The sequence below is a fragment of the Pseudomonas sp. S3_B08 genome, from assembly GCF_054667725.1.
In genome coordinates, this window is sequence record NZ_CP162750.1 from 5461351 (window position 1) to 5486232 (window position 24882).

The 24882-nt window shown below is 61.5% G+C and carries 21 protein-coding genes; 8 read left to right on the plus strand and 13 right to left on the minus strand.

Translation table 11 applies throughout. The features are described 5' to 3' along the window. The first annotated feature begins 168 nt into the window (after positions 1–168). A complete protein-coding gene (locus AB4N73_RS24600) occupies positions 169–1047 on the plus strand; it encodes an esterase/lipase family protein (protein ID WP_056787615.1) in 879 nt (292 codons plus the stop codon). Positions 1048–1143: 96 nt separating this feature from the next. Here the strand turns inward: AB4N73_RS24600 and AB4N73_RS24605 are convergent, their stop codons facing one another. Next, positions 1144–2031, minus strand: a complete 888-nt coding sequence (locus tag AB4N73_RS24605) for a DMT family transporter (protein ID WP_315435381.1) — start codon at positions 2029–2031, stop codon at positions 1144–1146. A gap of 96 nt (positions 2032–2127) precedes the next feature. On the opposite strand from AB4N73_RS24605, the gene AB4N73_RS24610 reads away from it, so the two are divergent. The 3 genes from AB4N73_RS24610 (at position 2128) to AB4N73_RS24620 (ending at position 4636) form a co-directional block, all read left to right on the plus strand. Then, positions 2128–2922 carry an AraC family transcriptional regulator gene (locus tag AB4N73_RS24610; protein ID WP_252877347.1) on the plus strand — a complete coding sequence of 265 codons (795 nt, stop codon included), beginning with the start codon at positions 2128–2130 and terminating at the stop codon, positions 2920–2922. 63 nt (positions 2923–2985) lie between these two features. Next, positions 2986–3291, plus strand: coding sequence for a PsiF family protein (locus tag AB4N73_RS24615; protein WP_016771900.1), 306 nt, complete (start codon positions 2986–2988; stop codon positions 3289–3291). Between the two features lie 331 nt (positions 3292–3622). Beyond that, on the plus strand, positions 3623–4636 hold the full coding sequence (locus AB4N73_RS24620; RefSeq protein ID WP_016771899.1) for an AI-2E family transporter: 1014 nt from the start codon (positions 3623–3625) through the stop codon (positions 4634–4636). A 152-nt stretch (positions 4637–4788) separates the two neighbouring features. Here AB4N73_RS24620 and AB4N73_RS24625 read toward each other — a convergent pair whose 3' ends face one another. Beyond that, positions 4789–6063: an Hsp70 family protein gene (locus AB4N73_RS24625; RefSeq protein ID WP_016771898.1), complete on the minus strand. Its 1275-nt coding sequence runs from the start codon at positions 6061–6063 to the stop codon at positions 4789–4791. 290 nt (positions 6064–6353) lie between these two features. Between AB4N73_RS24625 and AB4N73_RS24630 the strand changes: the two genes are divergently transcribed. From AB4N73_RS24630 to AB4N73_RS24640, 3 genes are all read left to right on the plus strand, one after another. Continuing rightward, on the plus strand, positions 6354–7298 hold the full coding sequence (locus tag AB4N73_RS24630) for a DnaJ C-terminal domain-containing protein (protein ID WP_460142660.1): 945 nt from the start codon (positions 6354–6356) through the stop codon (positions 7296–7298). Positions 7299–7321: 23 nt separating this feature from the next. After that, a complete protein-coding gene (locus AB4N73_RS24635; protein WP_016771896.1) occupies positions 7322–7627 on the plus strand; it encodes a chaperone modulator CbpM in 306 nt (101 codons plus the stop codon). Positions 7628–7830: 203 nt separating this feature from the next. Next, positions 7831–9231 carry a hypothetical protein gene (locus AB4N73_RS24640; RefSeq protein ID WP_460142661.1) on the plus strand — a complete coding sequence of 467 codons (1401 nt, stop codon included), beginning with the start codon at positions 7831–7833 and terminating at the stop codon, positions 9229–9231. A 60-nt stretch (positions 9232–9291) separates the two neighbouring features. On the opposite strand, the gene ureC is transcribed toward AB4N73_RS24640, so the two are convergent. The 11 genes from ureC to urtA form a co-directional block, all read right to left on the minus strand. Further along, positions 9292–10992: an urease subunit alpha gene (gene ureC, locus AB4N73_RS24645; RefSeq protein ID WP_460142662.1), complete on the minus strand. Its 1701-nt coding sequence runs from the start codon at positions 10990–10992 to the stop codon at positions 9292–9294. Positions 10993–11131: 139 nt separating this feature from the next. Beyond that, positions 11132–11437, minus strand: a complete 306-nt coding sequence (locus AB4N73_RS24650; RefSeq protein ID WP_095180936.1) for an urease subunit beta — start codon at positions 11435–11437, stop codon at positions 11132–11134. Next, positions 11434–11970 carry a GNAT family N-acetyltransferase gene (locus AB4N73_RS24655; protein ID WP_236169796.1) on the minus strand — a complete coding sequence of 179 codons (537 nt, stop codon included), beginning with the start codon at positions 11968–11970 and terminating at the stop codon, positions 11434–11436. The genes AB4N73_RS24650 and AB4N73_RS24655 overlap by 4 nt, the downstream gene beginning before the upstream one ends. Before the next feature lie 5 nt (positions 11971–11975). Next, the gene (locus tag AB4N73_RS24660) at positions 11976–12509 is read right to left on the minus strand and encodes a GNAT family N-acetyltransferase (RefSeq protein ID WP_252877350.1); all 534 of its coding nucleotides are present in this window, start codon (positions 12507–12509) and stop codon (positions 11976–11978) included. 9 nt (positions 12510–12518) lie between these two features. After that, complete coding sequence (gene ureA / locus AB4N73_RS24665; protein ID WP_003221215.1) at positions 12519–12821, minus strand: urease subunit gamma; 303 nt, start codon at positions 12819–12821, stop codon at positions 12519–12521. Positions 12822–13049: 228 nt separating this feature from the next. After that, positions 13050–13889, minus strand: coding sequence for an urease accessory protein UreD (locus AB4N73_RS24670; protein WP_460142663.1), 840 nt, complete (start codon positions 13887–13889; stop codon positions 13050–13052). A gap of 43 nt (positions 13890–13932) precedes the next feature. Continuing rightward, on the minus strand, positions 13933–14631 hold the full coding sequence (gene urtE, locus AB4N73_RS24675; protein WP_016771889.1) for an urea ABC transporter ATP-binding subunit UrtE: 699 nt from the start codon (positions 14629–14631) through the stop codon (positions 13933–13935). Between the two features lie 140 nt (positions 14632–14771). Beyond that, positions 14772–15641 (minus strand): urea ABC transporter ATP-binding protein UrtD, encoded by an 870-nt coding sequence (urtD, locus tag AB4N73_RS24680; protein ID WP_016771888.1) that lies wholly within the window; start codon positions 15639–15641, stop codon positions 14772–14774. Further along, entirely contained in the window at positions 15638–16717 is a 1080-nt protein-coding gene (gene urtC, locus AB4N73_RS24685; protein ID WP_095180932.1) for an urea ABC transporter permease subunit UrtC, read from the minus strand. The genes urtD and urtC overlap by 4 nt, the downstream gene beginning before the upstream one ends. Beyond that, positions 16717–18219, minus strand: a complete 1503-nt coding sequence (gene urtB / locus AB4N73_RS24690) for an urea ABC transporter permease subunit UrtB (RefSeq protein ID WP_460142664.1) — start codon at positions 18217–18219, stop codon at positions 16717–16719. The genes urtC and urtB overlap by 1 nt, the downstream gene beginning before the upstream one ends. A gap of 215 nt (positions 18220–18434) precedes the next feature. Further along, entirely contained in the window at positions 18435–19700 is a 1266-nt protein-coding gene (gene urtA, locus AB4N73_RS24695; protein WP_016771886.1) for an urea ABC transporter substrate-binding protein, read from the minus strand. A gap of 162 nt (positions 19701–19862) precedes the next feature. Between urtA and AB4N73_RS24700 the strand changes: the two genes are divergently transcribed. Then, positions 19863–24869: a DUF4329 domain-containing protein gene (locus AB4N73_RS24700; protein ID WP_460142665.1), complete on the plus strand. Its 5007-nt coding sequence runs from the start codon at positions 19863–19865 to the stop codon at positions 24867–24869. The last annotated feature ends 13 nt before the right edge of the window (positions 24870–24882 follow it).

A 24882-nucleotide genomic window follows, 5' to 3' on the forward strand; every position in this document is an offset into this window, starting at 1 on the left:
TTGAAGACTGCTATGTCGGGAGGGCCTGGCGCTGGTCAATCCGGTTTCGGTGGAGCGGATCGTGGCGGGCTGAAGTAGGCTCATCGTTCAGTTGTCATCGTCACGTTGGATGCTTGGCGGGCGTCTTGCAGGTCTGGCATCCACCCATCGCGCACAAGGATGTACCCCATGTCGACACGTTATCCACTGGTGCTGGTGCCGGGCATGCTCGGCTTTGTCCGGCTGGTGCTTTACCCGTATTGGTTCGGCATCATCAAGGCCTTGCGCCGTGGTGGTGCGACGGTGGTCGCGGTGCAGGTTTCGCCGCTCAACTCTACTGAAGTGCGCGGCGAGCAGTTGCTGGCGCGGATCGAGGAAATCCTGCGCGAGAGCGGGGCGCAAAAGGTCAATCTGTTCGGCCACAGCCAAGGCGCGTTGACCGCACGATATGCGGCGGCGAAGCGTCCTGATCTGGTGGCCTCGGTGACTTCGGTGGCCGGTCCGAATCATGGTTCCGAGCTGGCTGATTATCTGGAAAAGCACTACCCCGGTAGCAGTGCCAAGGGCCGCTTGCTCGAAGCGTTGCTGCGCTTGATCGGCTGGGTCATGGCATTGCTCGACACGGGTTATCACGGTCCGAAACTGCCGGTGGATATCCACGCTTCCCACCAATCGCTGACGACGGCGGGCGTTGCATTATTCAATCAGCGTTATCCACAAGGGCTGCCGGAAGTCTGGGGCGGCCAGGGGCCGGAAGAGGTCAACGGTGTTCGTTATTACTCCTGGTCAGGGACGCTGCAACCGGGCAAGACCGATCGTGGCGGCAATCTTTTTGACGGCACCAACCGCAGTTGTCGCTTGTTTGCCAAGACCTTCGTCCGTGAGCCGGGGCAGTGCGATGGCATGGTCGGCCGTTACAGTTCGCATCTGGGCACGGTGATCGGTGATGACTATCCGCTGGATCATTTCGACATCGTCAATCAGTCGCTGGGACTGGTGGGCAAGGGCGCGGATCCGGTAAGGCTGTTTGTCGAGCATGCGGCGCGGCTGGAGGCTGCAGGGTTATAGCCAAACAGACCGCGTCATCGTTCTTCGCGAGCAGGCTCGCTCCCACAGGTGTCTGCATTTCAATGTGGGAGCGAGCCTGCTCGCGAAGGGGCCTTATCAGGCAACGCTGACCCGGCGGCCCAACACGGTGGTCCAGCGCTCCGACAAAACCACCCCACCCAAGGTCAGCAAACCGCCCACCAGGTGATACATCGCCAACTGTTCCTTCAGCACCACCGCTGCAATCAACGCGGTAATCAGCGGCAGCAGATTGAAGAACAACGTCGTCCGGCTCGGTCCCAGCCGCTGCACCGCTTGCATCCACGCCAGCGGCGCGACCATCGAAGCCAGCAGGCATGCATAGAGCACCAGCGGCACGTTCTGCAGATTCAAACCGGTCTTCGGCGACACCGCGAACAGCGGAAACAACACCACAATCGCCACCAGCACCTGCAAGTACAGCAGCACCAGCGGCGGCAGGCGCAGTTGCCACTTTTTAAGCAGCGTGCTGTAAACCGCGTAGGCCAGCGTGGCGATCAGCATCATCGCATCGCCCAGATTGACCCCGTGTTGCAGCAGCGCTCCGAGGCTGCCGGATGACACCACCACCAGCACGCCAGCGAACGACAGCACCGCACCGACCAGCGCACCAGCGGTCAGGCGCTGGCCGAGGCTGATGATCGCCATGGCCAGCGACATCAATGGCATCAACGACAGGATGATGCCCATGTTGGTCGCGGTGGTCAGTGTTGCAGCGAAATAGGCGAGGCTCTGATACACCGCCATGCCGAGCACGCCGAGGACGAAAATCCGCCCCAGGTTCGGCCGAATCTGCGGCCAGTGCGCGATGACTTTCTTCAGCATGAATGGCGTGAACAGCACGCCGGCCAGCAGCCAGCGATAGAAACCGATCTCGGCGGGGAAGATCGCGCCGACCGCCAGTTTGTTGATCACGGTGTTGCCGGCCCAGATGAAAATCGCCAGCAGGGGAAACGCGTATTGCATGGGACAAAACCAGAACGTTGATGAAGCGCGATTATCGCCTGTCTGGATGCAGGCCTATACTGCGATCCAGACAACCTGCCTCTGCATCCGGACAGCATGAACAGCAAACACATCGATCTGCTCGATTTCAGCGAACTGCCGTCAGCGGTGTATTTCCGCTACGCCGATTTCAATGCCCACGAATATGCCGCGCCACACCGGCATCCTTGGGGCACGCTGGAATACGCGGCCCATGGCGTGCTGCACATGGATGTCGACGGCAGCCGCTTCATGTCGCCGCCGCAGTACGCGGTGTGGGTGCCGCCCGAGGTCGAGCACAGTTTCTACAGCCATCAACCGGTCAACTACCGCGCGGTGTGTCTTGATCCCGACGTCTGCGCGCGATTGCCGGCGCGGGCCTGCACGCTGGCAATCAGCGACATTCTCAAGGCCATCCTCAAAGACTTCGCCGCCCGCGATGTGAAGATCCCCGAGCATGAAGCCGATCAGCGTCTGGCCCAGGTATTGGTCGATCAACTGCAACAGGCACCGGTGCAGGAATGTTATCTGCCGTACGCGAGCAGCCCGGGCTTGCTGACGATTCTTGACGCCTTGCAGGCCGCGCCGGGCGACAACCAACCGTTGGCGCATTGGGCCGCGCAAGTGCATGTCAGCGAGCGCACGCTGGCGCGGCAGTTCGTTCGTGAGCTGGGCATGAGTTTTGGCGAGTGGCGTCAGCGCTTGCGTTATCTGGCGGCGATCGAGGCGCTTGAGACCTCGCGTTCGGTGCAGGAAATCGCTTTCGACCTCGGCTACAGCAGCGGCTCGGCGTTCATCGCCATGTTCGCCCGCCAGGCCGGTTGCACGCCGGAGCAGTATCGGCGCAGCCACCTCGAGGGCAGGAAGGTGTAACAAGCTTTGACTACACTGCGACAGAGGCCGCATCCATCGGTGCGGCAACAAGGAGAAAACTCCATGAAGATGTTGCGTGTGCCGTTGTTGATGATCGGGCTGCTTGTGTGTTCCCAGGGTTTCGCCGCCACGGCGCAACAGAACAAGATGACCACCTGCAATGCCGATGCGACCGCCAAAAGCCTGAAGGGCGACGAGCGCAAGGCGTTCATGAGCACCTGCCTGAAAGCGGCACCAGCGGCCAACGATGGCAAGGAGCTGACCCCGCAGCAGCAGAAGATGACCACCTGCAATGCCGATGCGAAAACCAAGGCACTGACCGGCGATGCGCGCAAGGCGTTCATGAGTGAGTGTCTGAAGAAAAAATAAGGGGGCGCCATGGGTGTCCGATTGACTCGGTCGGCTTGAGATTTTCCCTCACCCTAACCCTCTCCCGGAGGGAGAGGGGACCGACCGCATTGATGCCGACAGGAACTGGGGTCTGAAATACCGGGTCGATTGCGGATTCGGCACTGCACGTTCAGGTCGGAAAATTTTTCGAGCAACCCCCAATCGGTCCCCTCTCCCTCTGGGAGAGGGCTAGGGTGAGGGGGAAATTCGCAAGCCTTGCACGAAAATCCGAAACCCCGCATATCCCTAGTGCTAACCCAGGATCGCTGGCAGACTGCCCATCCTTTCACGCCGTTCGTTTTGAGGCTGTATGCCAACGTTTTCTCAGCGTCATGTTGTGTTCTGGGTCAGTTGCATCATCATTTTTGGCGGTCTGCTGCTGGTGCTGCCGCTGCGCTTGTTGCCCAGTCTTTTGGCCGGGTTGCTGGTGTTCGAGCTGGTCAACATGCTCACCCCGCAACTGCAACGGCTGATCGAAGGGCGGCGTGCCCGCTGGTTGGCGGTGGCGCTGCTCGGCACGCTGGTAGTAAGTGCGCTGGCGCTGATTTTCGCCGGGGCTATCAGTTTCCTCCTGCATGAAGCGGAAAACCCCGGCGCTTCACTCGACAAATTCATGGGCGTAGTCGATCGCGCGCGCGGGCAGTTGCCGCCGTTCATCGATGCCTATCTGCCGGCGAGTGCGGCGGAATTTCGCGTGGCGATCGGCGAGTGGGCGAGCAAGCATCTGGCCGACCTGCAACTGGTCGGCAAGGACGCTGCGCACATGTTCGTCACCCTGCTGATCGGCATGGTGCTCGGCGCGATCATCGCCCTGCAGCGCATCCCCGACGTGACCAAGCGCAAGCCGTTGGCCGCCGCTTTGTTCGACCGTTTGCATCTGCTGGTGCAGGCGTTTCGTAATATCGTCTTCGCGCAGATCAAGATTTCCCTGCTCAACACCGTGTTCACCGGGATCTTCCTCGCGGTGATCCTGCCGATGTTCGGCATCAAGCTGCCGCTGACCAAAACCCTGATCGTGCTGACCTTCCTGCTCGGCCTGCTGCCGGTGATCGGCAACCTGATGTCGAACACGCTGATCACCATCGTCGGCCTGTCGCTGTCGATCTGGGTGGCGATCGCCGCGCTGGGCTACCTGATCGTTATCCACAAGCTCGAATACTTTCTCAACGCGCGCATCGTTGGCGGGCAGATCAGTGCCAAGTCGTGGGAGTTGCTTCTGGCGATGCTGGTGTTCGAAGCCGCGTTCGGTTTGCCGGGGGTGGTGGCAGGGCCGATTTATTACGCGTATCTGAAGAGTGAGTTGAAGCTGGGCGGGATGGTCTAAGGCCAGGCAACTAAATTGAATGCATCTGTGGCGAGGGGATTTATCCCCGTTGGCCTGCGCAGCAGGCCCCTGCTTTCATAAGGCGGGGGCCGCTTCGCGACCCAACGGGGATAAATCCCCTCGCCACAAAGGCTCTTCGCCACAGATTGTGATCAGGCCATCGAACCGTAACGCTTCATCGCTTCAATCGCCAAACCGCTACCAATGCTGCCAAAGATGTTGCCTTCGACATGCCGGGCGTTCGGCAGCATTGCCGAGACGCTGTTGCGCAGGGCCGGGATGCCGCTCGAACCTCCAGTGAAGAACACCGTGTCGACCTGATCGACCGCCACGCCAGCGTCATTCAACAACTGCGTAACGCTGCCGCGCACACGCTCCAGCAAAGCCTCGATCGCCGATTCGAACAACGCGCGGCTCAGCTCGACGCTCAGCCCGGCTTCGATGCGGTCCAGCGGCACATGGCGGCTGTCGGCGTGGGTCAGCTGGATCTTGGTTTCTTCCACTTCCATCGCCAGCCAGTGCCCGGCGCGCTGTTCGATCAGCTTGAACAGGCGATCAATACCGCCGGTGTCTTCGATGTCGTAGCGCATGCTGCCCAGCGCCAGCGTGGACTTCTGCGAGTACACCGAGTTGATCGTGTGCCAGGTCGCCAGGTTCATGTGGTGGCTGGTTGGCATGTACGCGCCGCTCTTCATCCGGCTGCCGTAGCCGAACAGCGGCATCAGGCCTTGCAGACTCAGCTGTTTGTCGAAGTCGGTCCCGCCGATGTGCACGCCGCCGGTGGCGAGGATGTCATCGTGACGGTTGTCGAGACCACGACGCTCGGGCGACAGGCGCACCAGCGAGAAGTCAGAGGTACCACCGCCGATGTCGACGATCAGTACCAGCTCTTCTTTCTCGATGGTCGACTCGTAGTCGAACGCTGCCGCGATCGGTTCGTACTGGAACGACACATCTTTGAAACCGATTTTGCGCGCCACTTCGACCAGGGTGTCTTCGGCTTCCTGGTCGGCGAGCGGATCGTCGTCGACGAAGAACACCGGGCGACCCAGCACCACTTGCTCGAATTCCCGACCGGCGGCGGTTTCGGCGCGGCTCTTGAGCTGGCCGATGAACAGCCCGAGCAGGTCCTTGAACGGCATCGCCGTGCCGAGGACGCTGGTGTCGTGCTTGATCAGCTTGGAGCCGAGCAGGCTTTTCAACGAGCGCATCAGCCGGCCTTCGTAGCCTTCCAGATACTCGTGCAGGGCCAGGCGACCGTAGACCGGGCGACGTTCCTCGATGTTGAAGAAGACCACCGACGGCAGGGTGATCTTGTCGTCTTCCAGCGCGATCATGGTGTCCATGCCGGGGCGCAGCCAGCCGACGGTGGAGTTGGACGTGCCGAAGTCGATGCCGCAGGCACGGGCTGGAGAGGCGTCTTTCATGTCTTTCGGATTCCGGTGAAAAAACGGCCGCGCAGTGTATGCCAGTGCGCGGCAGATTCGAAGGCCGGTCATCCGCTATTTCGCCGGCAGACAGCTTGAAAAGCGCCGCTTCGCCCCAAACTTGCTGGCATGGGCCGGCAGACACACCGGCGGTCGCAAGAACCGTCGTCCACTGCCGATAAACTTCTGCGGCGCCACCCGGTCACAAACTTGAGATCGGTCAACCCGGCACGTGCCAATCGGCGCATGCTGGTCTCGGCGCGAAATCGATAACGGATGGTGATCCTTCCATGGACTTCAAAGACTATTACAAGATACTCGGCGTGGAGCCGACAGCCGACGACAAGGCCATCAAGGCGGCCTATCGCAAGCTGGCGCGCAAATACCACCCCGATGTCAGCAAGGAAAAAGACGCCGAGGCCAAGTTCAAGGACGCCTCGGAAGCCTATGAAGCGCTGAAAAGCGCCGACAAACGCGCCGAATACGACGAACTGCGCCGTTATGGCCAGCACGGTCAGCCGTTCCAGGGCCCGCCGGGCTGGCAGAGCCGTGGCGGCTTCGGCGGTGGCGGTGGCGACACGGGCGACTTCTCGGACTTCTTCAGTTCGATCTTCGGCAATCGCGGCCCCGGTTTCGGTGGCGCCGATAGCCGCCAATCACGCGGACGCCGAGGGCAAGACGTGGAAATGGAACTGCCGGTCTTCCTCGAAGAAACCCTGTCGAACGAATCGAAGAAGGTCACCTTTCAGGTGCCGCAATACAACGCGCACGGCCAGCATGTCAGCAACACCAGCAAGAGCCTGAACGTGAAGATTCCGGCCGGCGTGACCGATGGCGAGCGAATTCGCCTGAAGGGCCAGGGCGCACCGGGCATCGGTGGCGGAGCGAATGGCGATCTGTACCTGACCATTCGGTTTGCGCCGCACCCGAAATTCGATGTCGAAGGCGAAAACCTGATCATCACCTTGCCCCTGGCTCCGTGGGAATTGGCATTGGGCACTGAAGTGGCCGTGCCGACCCTGACCGGCAAGATCAACCTCAAGGTCCCGGCCGGCAGCCAGAACGGCCAGCGCATGCGCGCCAAGGGCCATGGCCTGCTGAACAAGGCCGGCGAACGCGGTTATCTGTTCGTGCAGCTCAAGGCCGTGATGCCCAAAGCCTCCGACGATGAGGTCAAGGCGCTGTGGCAGGAACTGGCGAAGAAAGCCGCCTTCAATCCGCGAGAGAACTTCTGAACCCGACGACGGAGTAGCCCATCATGAGCAGCCCCCTGATCGTTCAACTGGACCTGGCAGAATTCTGTGAGGCGGCCGATTTGTCGGACGTCTACGTGATCGAAATCGTCGAGCACGGCATCCTCGAACCTCAGGGCGCGCAGCCCCGGGAATGGCGCTTCACCGATTACGAATTGGCCTTGGCCAAGCGCGCCGCCAAGCTGCGCCGTGATCTGGAACTGGAGTGGGAAGGCGTGGCGCTGGCGCTGGATCTACTGGACGAGGTGAAGCAGTTGCGTGCCGAGAACCGCATGTTGCGCCAGCGTTTGGGGCGGTTGGTGGTCGAATAAATTGTTAGAGGCCGTGAGGTCCTAGCTGGCCTCATCGCGTGCTGGCCCGCTCCCGCCTGATTAATGTTTGCGGGTGTTTCGTCCGGTATGAACCGGCAGGATGGTCTGATAGTTTTCCGGGCACATGTTGGCAATGGATGCCGACGGTCGTAGCGCCAGCCAGACTGGCCAGCGCTGCGCAATCTTTGCAAGGAAGCCTGTCAATGCCAGTCAGACCCAAGCCGCCCAAGCCGGGCGCAGTCGATATCACCACCCCTGGGCGCACATCCCGGGATTCCGCCACGCACGGTATCGAGTCGTCGCACCTGACCCCCGGTCCGTTCATTCGCAAGACCCCGCCCGATGCCAGTGAGCCCGGCAGCAACACGCAGCAAATGGAAACTGCAGTTGCCCCGCACAGCGTGCACGTCGACCCGACGCCGTCTACATCTGGTCCCGTCCCGAAGCTTAAAACCTCGGCTCTGGAGCGTTACCTGATTGCCTCGACAGCCCCTCTACCGCAAGCGGACGTTGACGGGTTTCGCGTATTCAAAGGACGCCAATACGCGGACCTGCAGGGCGGTGGTACGGTGCTGATCGGCGTCGATGCCGAGACCGGTCTGCATCGGGCCAGATTGTCCAGCGAGCTGCAGCCGTCCGGCCCTGTGCTTGCCTACGATCCGTTGACCAAGCACTGGTACGCGCTTGAAGAGTCCGGCGCGTCGCCGGACGCTGCCGCTGTCCCGGGTAAAAGCCGCAGGGTGGCGCGCCAGAGCGATGAAGACTATGAGTCTGCCGTTGAGGAGCTGCCCGACGATGGCGGTGTAACGCAGGAACATTTTTATCTGGCGTCCGAGTCGATGCCCGTCAAACCCTTCACCGCTGAGGAATTGCGTGCAATGCGCAGCGAAACACGGTTTTCGTTCCTCACCAATCGGCCCGGGGTCTACGACCGTGCCAATAACGGCAAATACCCTTTCCGGGACATGGCCGGCCGGCCTGTCAGGATAAAGAAGCTCCAGACCCTTGCGCGTTTCGAAGACGGCAGCCGTTATACCTCCGAGCAGATCAAGCCCTACATCAAGTTTGGCGCCTACGAGCATGTCGCGCGGTTGTATGAAGAAAAGCTGCAATGGCGATTGTTCACCGAGGCCGACATGACGGTGCCCGGAGAGCGGGCCCTGGTCGGCCAGTCAATGGTGGTCGCCAACCGGCGCATCACCCGAGGCGAGGTGGTCGGTGTCTATGCTGGCGCGATCATGCCGGGACGTCTTGTGCCGCTGCCCCAGCAGTCATACACCATGAAGGTCGGCGTCCGTTATCAACCAGGGCCTGGATATTTGATCCCCTACGAATTCGCGCTGGTCGGTGACACGATTATTTCCCGGATCAACACGCGCTTTTGGTATGACGCAACGGGCAAGCCGGTTCGTCAGGCTACGGAGGGTTACAACGTCGAGTTCGTACCGTTCGATGTGGAAGCGCAACAGTGGATAGGCAAGGAATTGGTCCCCCGGGACTTCATTCTCAACGCCATCTTCGCTACCGAAGACATTCCGGCGGGAACCGAGTTACGCATCGATTACAACTACAGCGATGCGGACATCGCGAAACTGTTCCCGTGATTGCCTGAGCGATCGCGACTGAATACGGACCTGCGCGTCCGTATTCAGCGCACGCCTTCATCAGAACAGAAAATAGCGCTGCGCCATCGGCAGCGTTTCCGCCGGTTCGCACCACAGCAACACGCCATCGGCCTTGACCTGATAGGTCTGTGGATCGACATCGATGTTCGGCAGATAGTCGTTATGGATCAGGTCGGTTTTCTGCACGTCGCGGCAGCCCTTCACCACAGCGATCTGCTTCTTCAATCCCAAGGCTTCCGGCAATCCGGCCTCCTGCGCCGCCTGGCTGATAAAGGTCAGGCTGGTGGCGTGCAGCGAGCCGCCGTAGCTGGCAAACATCGGGCGGTAATGCACCGGTTGCGGTGTTGGAATCGAAGCGTTGGCGTCGCCCATCAGGCTGGCGGCAATCGCGCCGCCCTTGAGAATCAGCGTCGGCTTCACACCAAAGAACGCCGGGCGCCAGAGCACCAGATCGGCCCACTTGCCGACTTCGATCGAGCCGACTTCATGGCTGATGCCATGGGTGATTGCCGGGTTGATCGTGTACTTGGCGATGTAGCGTTTGGCGCGGAAGTTGTCGTTGCCTGCGCCGTCCTGCGGCAGCGGGCCGCGCTGTTTTTTCATCTTGTCGGCGGTCTGCCAGGTGCGCGTGATGACTTCGCCGACACGGCCCATGGCCTGACTGTCGGAGCTGATCATCGAGAACGCGCCGAGGTCGTGGAGGATGTCTTCGGCGGCAATGGTTTCGCGGCGGATCCGGCTTTCGGCGAAGGCGACGTCTTCGGCAATGCTCGGGTCGAGGTGATGGCAGACCATCAGCATGTCGAGGTGTTCGTCGATGGTGTTGCGGGTGAACGGCCGGGTCGGGTTGGTCGAGCTTGGCAGCACGTTGGCAAAGCCGCAGGCCTTGATGATGTCTGGCGCGTGGCCGCCACCGGCACCTTCGGTGTGATAGGTGTGGATGGTGCGGCCCTTGAACGCGCCAAGGGTGGTTTCGACGAAGCCGGATTCGTTGAGGGTATCGGTGTGGATCGCCACCTGCACATCGTACTGGTCGGCGACGTTGAGGCAGTTGTCGATGCTCGCCGGAGTGGTGCCCCAGTCCTCGTGCAGCTTGAGACCGATGGCACCGGCCTTGACCTGTTCGATCAACGGCTCCGGCAGGCTGGCGTTGCCCTTGCCGGTCAGGCCGATGTTCATCGGAAAAGCATCGGCGGCCTGGAGCATGCGCGCCAGATGCCACGGGCCGGAGGTGCAGGTGGTGGCGTTGGTGCCGGTAGCGGGACCGGTGCCGCCGCCGATCATGGTGGTGACGCCGCTCATCAGCGCTTCTTCGATCTGCTGCGGGCAGATGAAGTGGATATGCGTGTCGATGCCACCTGCGGTGAGGATCATGCCTTCGCCGGCAATCACTTCGGTGCCGGCGCCGATGGCGATGGTCACATTGGGCTGCACGTCGGGGTTGCCGGCCTTGCCGATCGCGGCGATGCGCCCGTCCTTGAGGCCGACGTCGGCCTTGACGATGCCCCAGTGGTCGATGATCAGCGCGTTGGTGATCAGCGTGTCGACCACTTCGGCGGCGAGCAATTGGCTCTGGCCCCGGCCGTCGCGGATGACTTTGCCGCCACCGAATTTCACTTCCTCGCCGTAGGTGGTGAAGTCTTTTTCGACTTCGATCCACAGCTCGGTGTCGGCCAGGCGCACCTTGTCGCCGACGGTGGGGCCGAACATGTCGGCGTAGGCTTGTCTGGAGATTTTCATGGGCATGCCTTGAGATTCAATTGGGTCTGAAATCGCTCGCATTACTCGCTTTCGCGAGCAGGCTCGCTCCCACATTTGATCGCGTTCTCATGTGGGAGCGAGCCTGCTCGCGAAGGGGCCAGAGCGGGCACCGTGTTGTTTAGAGATCACCCATGATGCGGCCGGCAAAGCCGAACACCCGGCGATGCCCGGCGTAATCCACCAGTTCGACTTCACGACTCTGGCCCGGCTCGAAGCGCACCGCCGTGCCGGCGGGAATATTCAGGCGCATGCCGCGACTGGCGGCGCGATCGAAGGTCAGCGCGTCGTTGGTTTCAAAAAAGTGGAAATGCGAGCCGACCTGAATCGGCCGGTCGCCGCTGTTGGCGACTTTCAGGCTGAGGGTGCGACGGCCGACGTTGAGTTCGATGTCGCCGGGCTGGATCTGGTATTGGCCAGGAATCATCGCTGGGCTCCTTGCAGGACTTTGTAATAGAGCGCGGTCGGGCGATAGGTGCCGTTGGGGTCGCAGGCGTAATCAGGGATTTCGCCGGCGCGCACGTAGCCCAGCGCCTTGTAGAAATCTTCCGCCGGCGAGCCGGCTTCGGTGTCGAGATAGAGCATGCCGCGCTTGTGCTTGGGCGCTTCGAGTTCCAGCGCCTGCATCAGTTGCTGACCGAGGCCGCGCCGCCGGGCGTCTTCGCGTACCAGCAGCTTCTGCACTTCGGCGCGGTTCAGACCGTTGGCCTTTTGGCACAGACCCAATTGCACACTGGCCAGCACCTGCTCGTCCTTCACCACCACCCACAGCAGCGTGCTGCCCTTGTTGATGTTGTCCTGCACCTCATCGAAATATGCGCGCGCCTGCACCTCATCGAGGTCGGCCATAAAACCGACGCTGGCGCCGTAACCGACGGCGTCGAGCAGCAGGTCGATCAGGCCCTGGCGATAGTGGGCAAAGCTTTCAGCGTTGACGCGGCGCAACTGGGCGGCGTTCATCGACATCACTCCTTGTGAGTATCCGGCGGCTGTGCGCCGGGGTTGAGGGTCAACTGCATGAAGGTCAGATCGAGCCAGCGGCCGAACTTGGTGCCCACTTGCGGCATCTGCCCGGTGACGCTGAAACCGGCGCGCTGGTGCAGGCGAATCGACGCGGCGTTGCCACTCTCGATGGCAGCGACCATGACGTGTTTACCGCAGGCGCGGGCGCGTTCGATCAACGCGGTCATCAGTTGCGGGCCGAGGCCGTTGCCGCGTTGATCGCTGCGCACGTACACCGAGTGCTCGACGGTGTGGCGGAAACCGTCGAACGGCCGCCAGTCGCCGAACGAGGCGTAACCCAGCACCGCGTTGTGGCTGTCGACGATCACCAGAATCGGGTACGCCTGCAACTGACGCGCGTCGAACCATGCCTGGCGATTGCCGAGGTCGACCGCTTGTTCATTCCAGATCGCCGTGGTGTTGAGCACGGCGTCGTTGTAGATGTCGCGGATCGCCGGCAGGTCGGCCCGGGTTGCATCGCGAATGGCGTAAGTCATGGCGCGGCCTCAGACGATCGGCTGGTGAACGGTGACCAGTTTGGTGCCGTCGGGGAACGTCGCCTCGACCTGGATTTCCGGGATCATCTCCGGGATGCCTTCCATCACTTGTTCGCGGCTGAGCAGGGTGGTGCCGTAGTGCATCAGCTCGGCCACGGTCTGGCCGTCGCGGGCACCCTCCAGCAGCGCGGCGGAGATGTAGGCCATGGCTTCCGGGTAGTTGAGTTTTACGCCACGGGCCAGCCGCCGCTCGGCGACGAGGCCGGCGGTGAAGATCAGCAGCTTGTCTTTTTCGCGTGGGGTCAGGTCCATGGTTCGGGTTCCATCAGGGCAGATTCGGGTGGCTCTCGAGAAGTGTGGGGTGCCAGTTGGAGCAGCCCCTCACCCTAGCCCTCTCCCGAGGGAGAGGGGACTGATCTTGGTTGTTTTCAATGGCCAATTCAGTCAGCAATATTCGTTCAGGCAGATAAATTTATTTCAGACGACTCGGTCAGGCTCCCTCTCCCCTCCGGGAGAGGGCGGGGGGTGAGGGTCGGGGTTTCAGGTGCTCCATATTCTTGGCGCGATAGCTTCGCGCCCCAGCAGCGCAGGTCTGAGCAATCGCCACAAATCGATGAGCCAGGCGCGGACGAGCAACGCCTCACTGGCCAGGCAACGAGCCACCAGCAGTCCCGGCAATTGCGTCAGATCCCCGCGCACCTCATGCCCCAGCGAGCGGCAACGCTCCAGCAGCTCGGCGTCTATCTCACCGGTCACCAGCATCGTCGCGAACACCGGTTGCCCATCCAGCCCGATTGGCGAGTCGAGCAAACCATCGTTGCCGACAATGCGCTGCCGTTCGTGCCAGAGCAACCGACCGTCGCGGCGGATGTCCAGGTGCGCCTGAAAATGCCCGAGGTCAAAACGCTCGCCGCTGGCCGGCCGACCGAGCGCCACCACGTCCCAGTAGAACAGCCGCGCATCGCCTTCAAGCTCGATCGTTGTGGTCAACTCGGCCTGCGCGGCGCTGTAGACGATGGTTTCCTGCGGCAGCCATTCCAGTGTCGCACCGGCAGCGACTTTCAAGTCGAGCTGTTGATACGCCGGCCCACCCGCGCGATACCACTTGGCGGCGCCGGGGCTGGTGATTTGCGCCCAGGCGTTGTGTTCGACGCGGGCGCTGATATCGAGCCGATCACCACCGGCAATTCCGCCCGGCGGATGGACGATGATGTGCTGGCAGACTTGCGGGCCTTCGGCGTACAGATGCTTTTGCACGCGCAGCGGGCCGAGGTGACGGCGCATGACCGGACGCGTGCAATCGCCGAAACGCGCGTACGCCAGTTCCAGCTCGGCGTGCCAGCTCGGGGTAAACAGGGCAGGTGCAACAATCGAATTCATGGTTTGTGATTATCGTTAGGAAGCTACAGATTAGACCGGCGCGTTAGATCGTGACCAGCCCGCGTACACCCTCGGCCTCCATATTTTCACCGCGACCCTGCTGAACGATCTCGCCCCGCGACATCACCAGGTATTGATCGGCCAGTTCTGCAGCAAAGTCGTAGAACTGCTCGACCAGCAGAATCGCCATGTCACCGCGCGCCGCGAGCTGCTTGATCACCGCGCCGATTTCCTTGATCACCGACGGTTGAATGCCTTCGGTGGGCTCATCAAGAATCAGCAGGCGCGGGCGGCTGGCCAATGCCCGGCCGATCGCCAGTTGCTGTTGCTGACCACCGGACAGATCGCCGCCACGGCGCTGCTTCATTTGTAGCAGCACCGGGAACAATTCGTAGATGAAACCTGGAACTTCCTTGGCTTCTGAGCCTGGAAAGCGCGACAGGCCCATCAGCAGATTTTCTTCTACCGTCAGGCGCCCGAAGATCTCACGGCCCTGCGGCACGTAGGCGATACCGGCATGCACGCGCTGATGCGGTTTGAACGTGGTGATCGGTTTGCCTTCCCAGTTCACCGCGCCTTCCTTGGCCGGCAGCAGGCCCATCAGGCATTTGAGCAGGGTGGTCTTGCCCACGCCGTTACGCCCGAGCAGGCACGTGACTTCGCCGACTTTCACGTCGAAGCTGAGGCCGCGCAGGATGTGGCTACCGCCGTAGTACTGATGCAGCTTGTCGACTTGCAGCATGTTCGAATTCCTTCTGTTGCACACAGAACCCTGTGGGAGCGAGCCTGCTCGCGAATGCGGTGTGACATTCAGCATGTTCATCGCCTGATGCACCGCTTTCGCGAGCAGGCTCGCTCCCACAGGTTTTGTATTCGCAATGTTCAGCGGCCGAGGTAGACCTCGATCACGCGCTCGTTTTCCTGCACTTGCTCAAGCGAGCCTTCCGCCAGAACGCTGCCCTGATGCAGCACCGTGACGTGGTCGGCAATCGAGCCGACGAAACCCATGTCGTGCTCGACCACCATCAACGAATGCTTGCCCGCCAGCGATTTGAACAGCTCGGCAGTGAACTCGGTTTCGGCGTCGGTCATGCCCGCCACCGGTTCGTCGAGCAGGAGCAGTTGTGGGTCCTGCATCAGCAGCATGCCGATCTCGAGGAACTGCTTCTGGCCGTGGGACAGTAAGCCCGCCTGGCGATTGACCGAGGTGGTCAGGCGAATCGTCTCGAGCACTTCGCTGATGCGGTCCTTCTGTTCGCCGCTCAGGCGTGCACGCAAACTGGCCCACACCGACTTATCGGTCTTCTGCGCCAGCTCAAGGTTTTCGAACACGCTCAAGGCTTCGAACACCGTTGGCTTCTGAAACTTGCGGCCGATGCCGGACTGGGCAATCTGCACTTCGCTCATCTGCGTCAGGTCCAAGGTTTCGCCGAACCAGGCCTTGCCATGGCTGGGCCGGGTCTTGCCGGTGATCACGTCCATCAGCGTGGTTTTGCCCGCGCCGTTGGGGCCGATGATGCAGCGCAGTTCGCCGACGCCGATGTACAGGTTGAGATTGTTCAACGCACGGAAGCCGTCGAAGCTGACGCTGATGTCCTCCAGGGTGAGGATCGTGCCGTGACGCGTATCGAGGCCCGGACCGACGCGCTGGCCGAGGCCGATCGAGTCGCGGCTGGTGCCTTCGTCCTTGTTCGGTTCCACGGGGAAAAACGCCGGCTCCAGCATGAATTCAGCACTCGCTGTGACTCTCATTGTTCACCTCGTTTCTTCAGCAGACCGATCACGCCCTTGGGCAGGTACAACGTCACGACGATGAACAGCGCACCGAGGAAGAACAGCCAGTATTCCGGGAAGGCCACGGTGAACCAGCTCTTCATGCCGTTGACCACGCCGGCGCCGAGCAGCGGCCCGATCAGCGTGCCGCGCCCGCCAAGGGCGACCCACACCGCCGCTTCGATCGAGTTGGTCGGCGACATTTCGCTGGGGTTGATGATGCCGACTTGTGGCACGTACAGCGCTCCGGCGAGACCGCACAGCACCGCACTCAGCACCCAGACGAACAGCTTGAAACCGCGCGGGTCGTAGCCGCAGAACATCAAACGGTTTTCCGCATCACGCAGCGCTGTCAGCACGCGACCGAACTTGCTCTGCGCCAGGCGCCAGCCGATGAACAGACTGGTTACCAGCAACAACACCGTGGCCAGAAACAACACCGCGCGCGTGCCCGGTTCGGTGATGCCGAAACCGAGGATCGTGCGGAAATTGGTGAAGCCGTTATTGCCTCCGAAACCGGTCTCGTTGCGGAAAAACAGGAGCATGCCGGCGAAGGTCAGGGCCTGGGTCATGATCGAGAAATACACGCCTTTGATCCGCGAACGGAAGGCGAAGAAGCCGAACACCAGCGCCAGCAATCCCGGCGCCAGCACCACCAGACACATGGCCCAGAGGAAGCTGCTGGTGCCGGTCCAGTACCACGGCAATTCGCTCCACGACAGGAAAGTCATGAACGCTGGCAAGCCATCGCCGGCCGCCTGACGCATCAGGTACATGCCCATCGCGTACCCGCCGAGGGCGAAGAACAGGCCGTGGCCCAGCGACAGCAGGCCGGCATAGCCCCAGACCAGATCCAGCGCCAGGGCGACGATGGCGTAGCAGAGGATTTTGCCGACCAGGGTCAGCGTGTAGGCCGAGACGTGCAGGGCATTGTCCGGCGACAACAACGAGAGCAGCGGCAGAACGATCAGCAGCGCGAGAATCACCCCGCCGACCGCGAGCGTGACTTTTGGCCCGGCCTTTTGTGTGGCCGTGACTAACAGAGGCTGGTTCATCAGTCGATCACCCGTCCTTTCAGTGCGAAGAGGCCTTGCGGACGTTTCTGAATGAACAGAATGATCAGCGCGAGGATCAGGATCTTGCCGAGCACCGCACCGATCTGCGGTTCGAGAATCTTGTTGGCGATCCCTAAGCCAAATGCGGCGAGCACGCTACCGGCCAATTGGCCGACGCCGCCGAGCACCACCACCAGGAACGAGTCGATGATGTAGCTCTGGCCAAGGTCGGGACCGACGTTGCCGATCTGGCTCAGCGCCACGCCGCCCAACCCGGCGATGCCCGAGCCGAGACCAAAGGCGAGCATGTCCACGCGCCCGGTCGGCACGCCGCAGCAGGCGGCCATGTTGCGGTTCTGAGTGACGGCGCGGACGTTGAGGCCGAGGCGGGTTTTGTTCAGCAACAGCCAGGTCAGCACCACCACGAACAATGCGAAAGCGATGATGACGATGCGGTTGTACGGCAGCACCAGATTGGGCAGCACTTGAATGCCGCCGGACAGCCATGCCGGATTTGCTACTTCTACGTTCTGCGCGCCGAACACCAACCGTACGAGCTGGATCAGCATCAGGCTGATGCCCCAGGTCGCGAGCAGGGTTTCCAGTGGCCGACCGTAAAGGTGGCGGATGACTGTGCGCTCCAGGGCCATGCCGATGGCGGCGGTGACGAAAAACGCTACCGGCAGCGCGATCAGCGGATAAAACTCGATGGCTTGCGGCGCGTAACGCTGGAACATCAACTGCACCACGTAGGTCGAGTAGGCGCCGAGCATCAGCATCTCGCCGTGCGCCATGTTGATCACCCCGAGCAGGCCGAAGGTGATCGCCAGGCCGAGGGCCGCGAGCAGCAGAATCGAGCCCAGCGACATGCCGCTGAAGGCCTGGCCGAGCACTTCGCCGATCAGCAGCTTGCGCTTGACCTGAGCGAGGCTGGTTTCGGCGGCGGTGCGCACGCCGGCATCGCTTTCCATGCCGGGCTCGAGCAGGCCTTCAAGACGCGTGCGTGCCAGCGGGTCGCCGGTTTCACCGAGCAGACGTACCGCCGCGAGGCGCACCGCCGGGTCGCTGTCGACCAGTTGCAGATTGGCCAGCGCCAGGCTCAAGGCGGCATGCACGCTTTGATCTTTTTCCCCAGCGAGTTGCCGGTCGAGAAATTTCAGCTGCGCGGGTTTCGCGCTTTTCTGCAATTGCTGCGCGGCGCCCAGACGGATCTTGCTGTCAGCGGCGAGCAATTGATGGCTGGCCATTGCGGTGTCGATCAGACCCCGCAGGCGATTGTTCAGGCGCAGGGTTTTCGCTTGGCCGTCGATCGTCAGTTCGCCTTGTTGCAGGGCGTTGAGCAACTCGATACGCGCCGGATCGGGCTGCGCGGCCCAGGCTTCCAGCAGTTTGGCCTGTTGCATCGGGTTGGCCGCGACGAAGTCTTCGGCGTCGCCGGCGTGGGCCAGGAGTGGCAGCAACAGTGCGATGGCGAGAAGTACGGGGTGTATGGCAGTGGGCATTAGTGGTGTCCTGTTCAACCGCCCCCTCACCCTAACCCTCTCCCGGAGGGAGAGGGGACTGACCGAGGTGTCTGGACGATGTGCTGCGACCTGCGAACTCGAGTCGAACTCAGGGTCTGAAGAGCATGAAGATCGGCTCCCTTTCCCCCTCTCCCTGAGGGAGAGGGCTGGGGTGAGGGGAAAGTCTCATGCTCGCCTCAAAAACTGAATTCGCCTCAGTTGCTCTTCACCGCATAATCCGGCTTCTTGTCGTTGCCCTGAATGTACGGGCTCCACGGTTGCGCGCGGATCGGGCCTTCGGTCTGCCACACGACGTTGAATTGCCCGTCGCTCTGGATTTCGCCGATCATCACTGGCTTGTGCAGGTGGTGATTGGTCTTGTCCATGGTCAACGTGTAACCGGACGGCGCAGCAAAGGTCTGCCCGGCCAGTGCTTCACGAACCTTGTCGACGTCAGTGGATTTGGCTTTCTCGACCGCTTGCGCCCACATGTGGATACCGACGTAGGTGGCTTCCATCGGGTCGTTGGTCACGGCTTTATCGGCGCCAGGCAGGTTGTGTTTCTTCGCATAGGCTTTCCAGTCCGCGACGAATTTCTTGTTCGCAGGATTCTCCACCGACTCGAAGTAGTTCCACGCCGCGAGGTTGCCCACCAGCGGTTTGGTGTCGATGCCGCGCAGTTCTTCTTCGCCGACCGAGAACGCCACCACCGGTACGTCGGTGGCTTTCAGGCCCTGGTTGGCCAGCTCTTTATAGAACGGCACGTTGGAGTCGCCGTTGACGGTGGAGATGACGGCAGTCTTGCCGCCGGCGGAGAATTTTTTGATGTTGGCAACGATGGTCTGGTAATCGCTGTGACCGAACGGCGTGTAGACCTCTTCGATGTCCTTGTCGGCCACGCCTTTGGAATGCAGGAACGCGCGCAGGATCTTGTTGGTGGTGCGCGGGTAGACGTAGTCGGTGCCGAGCAGGAAGTAGCGCTTGGCGCTGCCGCCTTCTTCGCTCATCAGGTATTCAACGGCGGGGATCGCTTGCTGGTTCGGCGCGGCGCCGGTGTAGAAGACGTTCGGCGACATCTCTTCGCCTTCGTACTGCACCGGGTAGAACAGCAGGCCGTTGAGCTCTTCGAACACCGGCAATACCGATTTGCGCGATACCGAGGTCCAGCAGCCGAACACCACCGCGACCTTGTCCTGGGTCAGCAGCTGTCGGCCCTTTTCAGCGAACAGCGGCCAGTTGGAAGCGGGGTCGACCACCACCGGCTCGAGCATCTTGCCGTTCACACCGCCCTTGGCGTTGATCTCGTCGATGGTCATCAGCGCCATGTCCTTGAGCGACGTTTCGGAGATCGCCATGGTCCCGGACAACGAATGCAGAATCCCGACCTTGATGGTCTCGGCGGCCTGGACAGTCCAGGTCATGCCCATCGCGGCAATGGATGCCGTGAGTGTGAAAGCCTTGATCAAACTGCGACGCTTCATTGTGCGATCTCCATGAACATTCGATTTTTTCTGGTTGGCAGATGCGGACGACTGAAGCTGTGTTTTGCAAAGGCTGTGCCCGGTCGCGTTCAGGCAAGAAAATGTCGTGCCAGAGCGCTTGCGCGCTGAATGCGTGCACCAGGAGGGGACGGCAGGCGGGCGATGGTGCGTCGAGTTGCGCCAGATTGGGGCGCCCGCTGGCACTCAGATGCGGATACAAAAGCGATAACCCTGTACCACAGCTCGAGAAAACCGAAGGGCCACACTCAGTTGCTCATCCGATTCTCAGCGCAGGTTTTTATGAGTCATGTCTCAGGCCGATCCGGTCGTACCGCAAGTTCTTCAGCAACGTTCAAGCTGCCCCCACTGAGCCCGGCTTTTCTGACTGAAGAAGACGCCGCCTATTGGGTGCACACACGAATTCCACTCAACCCGGACAAAGAGTACGGCAGCGTGATCCTGCTGCGACCGGACGGGAAATTCCTCGCCACCTCTCCCATCGCAGGAGAAGCCACGCGCTTCGACTTCGGCACGATTGTGCAGACCGATGCCCTTGGCGGCATGCTCCATCCGCTGGGCTACCGATGTATCGCCAGCGTACACAGCCATCCGCCGCTACATGACCAGTTCCGCAACGGCAATCGGCGTCAGGATGAAACCCTGCTCAGGCTGTTCATGAGCTTCTATTCAGGCGGCGATTTCATTGGCGATGTGTCGGCGCGGGATTTTTTCCGCAGCGCTTACCTTTCAGGCCCGGATGGCAGCTTGCTCAAATACGTCTCGAGCGGCTCGCCCGAGGAACGCGACTACTTCCTCTGGCAGCAGTCCGGCGGGCCGTCGGGCCATCCGGCGGGGGCCTATGACGTGATGGCGGTGATCAACAAGCTGGCGACCGTGGGTGAACTCAAAATCATTGTTTCGAATGCCGACTGGGGCTACTCGGTGGGGCGCGTACCTGCGGACTGGAAGGCCGGGGCGTCGTTCTCCACGGGTGTGGTCACCGAACTGCCGCTGATGACCCGGGTATGCGTCAATGCCGAACGCGCCGTGCTTGCCGCCTTGAAATCCAGAGGCGCACAGACGACGGGCCTGATATTGAAAAAATTGATTGGCGAGGAGTATGTCGCCACCCATGCGCGCCCGGCCGGACTGGCTGCATGGGATCCTGAGCGAATATTTCCGGTTGATGCCCAAGGGCAATTGCAGCTGCCGAGGGGGTATTTGCTGGAGGGCTTCTACTTCGCCTCGCGGCCCGACCCTGCGCAGTTTTCACCCGGTCAGCCGTGGCTCTACGAGAACTTCTTCACGCCCCGGGAGATCGCCGTCGCTATCGAAGCGAATGCCCGCAGCAAACATCTGGCGAAAGCGGGACATGCGTTGTCGCTGTACATGCGGGCGCAGGATCATGCGATGTTGAAGTACCGCTTCAGCGGCGATTCGATCGAAGCGGCACTGAGCGTTACGCAGTCGGACGGCACGGTCGGTGACAATGGGGTGCAGGCAAGGCTGGCGGCCGGCACACTGGATACCCGCGCATTTGTCTCGATGCTGGTACTGGCCGGCACCCTGGAGGTCGTGCGCGGCAGTGCGCTGTGGGCGCATCTGGGGCCGGTGGATCTGCAATGGCAACCCTTCGCGAACTTCCCCTGGCCGCGATTGAGCGGCGCTTTTCTGTGCGCCGATGATGCCGTGCGCCATGCCCATGAACTCGCCGGCCTGCGCCGTGACAAACCGTACGCCGGGTATGTTTTTCAGCGCAGCGACAAGCGTTTCGTGGTGACCGAACCGTTGCCGGGAGATATCGACACGCTCAGTCAGGGCAGGCTTTATCCGATGGACAATCATGGGCGTCCGGTCTTTCCCGACGACCATGCGCTGCACGCCCGTTACGTCTCTCACATTGCCATGTCGCAACTTTTGCCGGTGGATACGGAGCTTTTTGGCTGGGCGTATCAGGAAGCGGCTGTGAGCTTGCAGATGTTGAGTGTGGCGGAGGTCAGGCAAGTCCTGCTCGACGAGATTGCCTTGTATGTCAGCGCGGCGCCGGACAGTCTCGTCAGGTATGAGGTCAACGGATCTGCGGGCTCCGCGGAATTGGCCCGGCGCCTGGGCACGCGCCAGCATCCGGGCGCCCTGGCGCTGGAACTGGACAGCGGCCGTAAACGCCCGCAGGACTTCATACGTGAACAGGCAGCGGCCGGACGTTTAACGGTTCTGATCGATAATGAACTGTGGGGCTATCGCGGGCGGGTGCCGGCTACCTGGTCGCTGCGTACAACGCCCGCGCCTTCGCCCGCGCCGCAGTTGCCGGTGGTGCAACTGCCGCCGCTTCTGTATCCCCAGCCGGACAGAGACAAGCCGATCCTGCCCAAACCCACGCCACTCCCGCAGCCGCAAATACCGTTGCCGCCGCTGACGTTGCCGTTGCCCTGGAAACGCCTGGAAGGTGTGGCATTCGGCGCGATTTTTCCCTCGGCGGATGAGGCTGCACGGGATCGATGCATGGGGGACTTTCGTCCACAGGGCGAAACGCGCGCGTACTTCGGCTTCATTCTCAGGCACAAGAGCCGTCCAGAGTATGTGGCTACCGAGCTGGTGCCCGTCAGTGATCAAGGCAAAAATCTGTTCAGGCTCGATTCGGTTTTCGCCGACCTGCCCTCAGAGCCGTGGCATGCGTTGCCCGAGGGCTTCGAACTGCACGGCAATTTCTACGCATCGCAACGTGCCGGTGATCCGACGAAAAGTCCGGATGACTGGCTGGCGCATTACTTCATCTCGCCGGACCACCTGACAGCCTCGATGTATTACGGCGGCCGGCGCCCGGTCATGGTGTCGGACGCTCCCGCAGCGCTTTATCTCGCCGTGCGCGATGGTGCTTTGCTCAAATATGTGTGGAGCAAGTCCAGCAAACTGTTTCATGACGCCTCGTCCCAGCGCACGCTTGAACAGATCAAAAGCGATCTGGCCGCTGGCAACCGTCTACCGACCGACTTTATCCATGAGGTCGCCAGCAGCGGCGAGCTTTCCGTCATGCGCACCGGTCTGTGCTGGGACCGGGCGGGGCTGGTGCCAGCCACCTGGCAACCGTACGCAAATCTCGAACGGCGCCGGCTCGGTCCGGTCTTTCTGACGGCTGACGACGCGGCCGTCCACGCCAGGACGCTCGTGCCTCTGGTGACCGACAGGGTGCATGGCGGGCTGATTCTGGAGACGGTCGATAAGCGCTACGTCGCCACAGTGCCCGTTGAAGTCAGCCATGAGGATTTCGATTTCGCCGATATCTGCCCTGAGGAAAGTCGCGCCGCCGGATTGTTTCCTGCGGGTTTTCGCGTCGTGGCGCGGTACCGCTCGCGCGTCGCCCAAGAGGTGTCATTGGTCTTGGCGCCTGTGCAAAAGCAGGTGTACCAGAACGTGTTTTCGGTCGAGGTGCTGGAGTCGGCGTTCAACAAACGCGGCATCAAAGAGGAATACCGGGTGGCGGCGGACGGTTCGCTGGTTCGCTATACACCCGCCCCACGGGATGAGTACCTGTTCTGTCCGGATGGCGCGGTGATTGGCTATCGGCCGCAAGCCGAACTGCTTTCGCAGCTGCTTGATCAGGGCGAGCGGCTGTCCGTCGTCGATGCAAAAGCGATAAGACAGCGCTTGCGCGATCGGCAATTGAAACCCGTCGAATGGGTGAACGATCTGGCCAGGGCCGGGCGTCTGTGGGTGGTCGCCGCAAGCGCGATCTGGGGGCAACCGCGCCAGATAATCCAGTGGGCACCGTACTCTGGGGATCTGTTGCCGGCCGCCGATTATGACAAGGCGTTGAGCCGCCCGGTCGGCAGCCCGCTGTTCATCCAGGCAGACGCTGCCGCGCGGTACGCTCATCAACTGTCGTTGAGCAGGGATACGCAGACCTTCGGCTACGTTTTGAACGGCCCTGAAGACCTGTTGGTGTCCACTCTGCCAGTTGCGGTGCAGCGTTCGGGGTTGGCGCTGGATCGAGTGTTCGAGCAGGGCAAGCTGCCGCCAGGCTTCAGTCTGAGCGCCATTTATTTGCGAGCAGCGCTGCCACCTCTGGGCGCGCGGCCGGACGATATGCGGCACTTTTTTCTGCTGCCCAACGATGTCCAGGCAGCCTGCGCATGGGCCAACACGCCCCAGGGGTACCGGCCGATCTACTTCTCCTGCGCCGATGGCGCGTTGTTGAAATTGCAACTGCATGCATTCGAGCCCGGCACTTTCTACGATGAGTTCGGGCAAGTGCAACTGCGCCCCAATGCCTTTGTGTCGAAGGTGGAAGCGGCGGTCGATGAGCGGGGCATTGCCAGTGGTACGTTCAGATTTGTCGACTATGTCCAACGGATGGCTCATGCCGGCCGACTTGAGGTAATTGAAACCAGTGAATACTGGTCGCGGCATGGTCAGGTGGATGAACACTGGCAGCCACGGCTGACCGAGATGTCCAGTGAGCAACGCTGGCGCGAGCATCCGGCGCCAGCGCTGGGACCTGTCTTTCATCATCCCGATGATGCCGCCTGCCATGTTCATGGGCGGGTAGCCGGCCAGGCGGTAATAGGCACCGGTTATGAGAGTGCGATTCTGGCGAACCCGTCCAGCCTTCGATTCGTTCCGCTTGAGCCGATCGTGTACCTCGCCAACGAGGACAATCCGCTGTTGCGCATACTGCGTACCGTCGCGGATCCGGCTGTCAGTTGGCGCGATCCGGCGCCGCGTTACCCCGAGGGTTACTCGGTGATGGCCACCCATCAATTGCATGTCTCGGGCAACACCACGCTGGCGGCGGACGTGGATCAGGTCTATGCCAATTACGCTGCGCCTTCGCTGGTGCATGCGCACACCCATGCACCCACGGAAAAAGGCCTGCATATCCTGCACTACTACTATTCAACGCCGCACGATGTGCTGCTCAAGTACACACCTGTGTATTCAAGGGCGGAAAGAGATCTGTTGCTGACCCGCTCAGCCACTTTCGAGGGCGGACGCTGGATCAGCCGGCTGAGCCCTGGAGAGTTTCTTTCGCGGCTTATGGCGCTGGGTGAGTTTCGGGTGCTGATCGGCGGTTATTACTGGCGCCAGACCGGCCGCATGAACACTACCTGGCGAAGCCGTCGTCAGCAGACCCCGACACCCGGAACCGTGCGCTTGCGCGACGAGTTGTAAATGAAATGAATGA

Excerpts from the sequence above, each read along its gene's own strand:
- AB4N73_RS24600 (WP_056787615.1), top strand. The coding sequence starts at position 169 with ATGTCGACACGTTATCCACTGGTGCTGGTGCCGGGCATGCTCGGCTTT.
- urtD (WP_016771888.1), bottom strand. The coding sequence starts at position 15,641 with ATGAGAGTCACAGCGAGTGCTGAATTCATGCTGGAGCCGGCGTTTTTC.
- AB4N73_RS24635 (WP_016771896.1), top strand. The coding sequence starts at position 7,322 with ATGAGCAGCCCCCTGATCGTTCAACTGGACCTGGCAGAATTCTGTGAG.
- ureA (WP_003221215.1), bottom strand. The coding sequence starts at position 12,821 with ATGGACCTGACCCCACGCGAAAAAGACAAGCTGCTGATCTTCACCGCC.
- urtC (WP_095180932.1), bottom strand. The coding sequence starts at position 16,717 with ATGAACCAGCCTCTGTTAGTCACGGCCACACAAAAGGCCGGGCCAAAA.
- AB4N73_RS24610 (WP_252877347.1), top strand. The coding sequence starts at position 2,128 with ATGAACAGCAAACACATCGATCTGCTCGATTTCAGCGAACTGCCGTCA.
- ureC (WP_460142662.1), bottom strand. The coding sequence starts at position 10,992 with ATGAAAATCTCCAGACAAGCCTACGCCGACATGTTCGGCCCCACCGTC.
- AB4N73_RS24615 (WP_016771900.1), top strand. The coding sequence starts at position 2,986 with ATGAAGATGTTGCGTGTGCCGTTGTTGATGATCGGGCTGCTTGTGTGT.
- AB4N73_RS24670 (WP_460142663.1), bottom strand. The coding sequence starts at position 13,889 with ATGAATTCGATTGTTGCACCTGCCCTGTTTACCCCGAGCTGGCACGCC.
- AB4N73_RS24700 (WP_460142665.1), top strand. The coding sequence starts at position 19,863 with ATGGTGCGTCGAGTTGCGCCAGATTGGGGCGCCCGCTGGCACTCAGAT.
- urtE (WP_016771889.1), bottom strand. The coding sequence starts at position 14,631 with ATGCTGCAAGTCGACAAGCTGCATCAGTACTACGGCGGTAGCCACATC.
- AB4N73_RS24640 (WP_460142661.1), top strand. The coding sequence starts at position 7,831 with ATGCCAGTCAGACCCAAGCCGCCCAAGCCGGGCGCAGTCGATATCACC.
- AB4N73_RS24605 (WP_315435381.1), bottom strand. The coding sequence starts at position 2,031 with ATGCAATACGCGTTTCCCCTGCTGGCGATTTTCATCTGGGCCGGCAAC.
- AB4N73_RS24655 (WP_236169796.1), bottom strand. The coding sequence starts at position 11,970 with ATGAACGCCGCCCAGTTGCGCCGCGTCAACGCTGAAAGCTTTGCCCAC.
- urtA (WP_016771886.1), bottom strand. The coding sequence starts at position 19,700 with ATGAAGCGTCGCAGTTTGATCAAGGCTTTCACACTCACGGCATCCATT.
- AB4N73_RS24625 (WP_016771898.1), bottom strand. The coding sequence starts at position 6,063 with ATGAAAGACGCCTCTCCAGCCCGTGCCTGCGGCATCGACTTCGGCACG.
- AB4N73_RS24620 (WP_016771899.1), top strand. The coding sequence starts at position 3,623 with ATGCCAACGTTTTCTCAGCGTCATGTTGTGTTCTGGGTCAGTTGCATC.
- AB4N73_RS24650 (WP_095180936.1), bottom strand. The coding sequence starts at position 11,437 with ATGATTCCTGGCCAATACCAGATCCAGCCCGGCGACATCGAACTCAAC.
- urtB (WP_460142664.1), bottom strand. The coding sequence starts at position 18,219 with ATGCCCACTGCCATACACCCCGTACTTCTCGCCATCGCACTGTTGCTG.
- AB4N73_RS24630 (WP_460142660.1), top strand. The coding sequence starts at position 6,354 with ATGGACTTCAAAGACTATTACAAGATACTCGGCGTGGAGCCGACAGCC.
- AB4N73_RS24660 (WP_252877350.1), bottom strand. The coding sequence starts at position 12,509 with ATGACTTACGCCATTCGCGATGCAACCCGGGCCGACCTGCCGGCGATC.